This is a genomic window from Arthrobacter sp. Hiyo1, from assembly GCF_001263615.2.
In the GTDB taxonomy this organism is placed as follows: Bacteria; Actinomycetota; Actinomycetes; order Actinomycetales; family Micrococcaceae; genus Arthrobacter.
Window position 1 is genome coordinate 7,093 of record NZ_DF952471.1, and the last position, 1,649, is coordinate 8,741.

A 1,649-nucleotide genomic window follows, 5' to 3' on the forward strand; every position below is an offset into this window, starting at 1 on the left:
CGCCGCGAAGCTTCCGGCCAAACAACGGCAGCACCCAGTCGTTCACCCAGCGGCGCTGACGGCGTTCCCAGTCGCGCAACTTGAGGCGCTGCGGCGGTTCCCAGTCTTTGGGCGAGAACTTATGCGGGACGCCGAGGTGATCCAGGACCTGCGAGGCCATATATTTGTGCCCGGCTTTGGACATGTGAAGGCGGTCCGAAGCCCACATCCGGCGGTCGTGGTAAGCGTCAAGGCACCAATAATCCACCAGCACGGCCCCGTACTTGGCGGCCAGCTCGCGGACGCGCTCGTTGTAGAGGGCATTCCGCTTCTTGAAGGGTTCCAGCACGGCCGAGACCTTGACGTCGTACCCCGTGAACAAGACCAAGGTGGCCCCCGTGGATGCGAGGCGGGCCACGAGCCTTTCGTACTCGGCCATGAGGATGTCCATGTCCGTGCCGAAGTCCAGGATGTCGTTTCCGCCGGCGTAGAGCGTGATGAGCGTGGGTTCCATGGCCAGGGCACGGTCCAATTGCTCGTCGACGATGTGACGGAGCCGCTTGCTCCGCACCGCAAGATTGGCATACTCCCAGCCAGGTTCGGCCTTGGCCAGTTTCTCGGCGACGCGGTCGGCCCAGCCCCGGACGCCGTTCGGCAGGGCCTCGTTCCGGTCCCCCACGCCCTCGGTGAAAGAATCGCCCAAGGCAACAAACCGCCGTCGTCCGTTCTGGTCAGCATCAAGCACGTTCCCAGCCACCACGCCAGCGTAGCCCCGCCCGGTTGCCCGCCGGCAAAGCCCAGGTTAATTCGACGCTCGCTCACCTATAGGGCATTCTGGCCGAACGCCCGCTCACTTACGGCGCGTTTCGGGCGAACCCCCGCTCACCTATAGCCCCTTTCGGCCAGACGCCCGCTCACCTGACGTGAGCGAGCGTTCCCGGTTTTGGCCGCACATGTGAGCGAGCGTCGGCGAAAAGGACGATATATGTGAGCCGCGTCGGAGGGGGCGGGTTAGAGTTCGGCTTTCCCTTTGCGCCAGTAGCCCATGAACGCCACCTGCTTCCGGTCGATCCCCACATCTCGGACCAGGTACCGGCGCAACTCTTTGATGACTCCTGCCTCGCCTGCGATCCAGGCGTAGAACGGCAAAGCGCCCGAGGGAAGTCCTGGGTTGCGGCTCGCTTCGATCGCGGCCGTGTCCATGCGCAGCGGGGTTTCCCACAAGATGCCCCGGTCCACGTTGACATCTTCGGGCTCGGGGCCGGCGGCGCCATCGAGCGAGATGATCCCCACCCAACCGGGGACGGGTACAGCTCCGCGTACGGCTTCGTGCAGCAACTCGCCGTGGGGCCGGGACCGGCCGAGGGCCGTGCCCCGCGCGAGCCACGTGATTTCGATGTCGGCGTCTGTGTCGAAGTCTTGGAAATCCCCGGCCTCGGGTACCTCAAGGAAGGCATGCCCTGTGATTTCCGCGGGCAAGGACTCCAGGATCGCGCCAATGGCGGGGACGGCTGTTTCGTCGCCCGCAAGAAGGACCCGCTGCGCCAAGCCGGGACGCCATTCGATGCCGGAATACGTTTCGGCGGTGACGCAATGGGCTGCCCGGTTGTTCGGGCCGATGATGGTGATCGAATCCCCCGGCTTCGCGGCGAGCGCCCAGTTGGCGGCGG

Annotated in this window: 2 protein-coding genes; both read right to left on the reverse strand. The window is 65.3% G+C overall.

Annotated features, from left to right (window positions below; translation table 11 throughout):
• Positions 1-724: SGNH/GDSL hydrolase family protein (locus AHiyo1_RS11675; RefSeq protein ID WP_059388675.1), on the reverse strand; the 724-nt coding region annotated here is incomplete at its 3' end.
• Between the two features lie 266 nt (positions 725-990).
• Positions 991-1,649: siderophore-interacting protein (locus AHiyo1_RS11680; RefSeq protein WP_148667561.1), on the reverse strand; the 659-nt coding region annotated here is incomplete at its 5' end.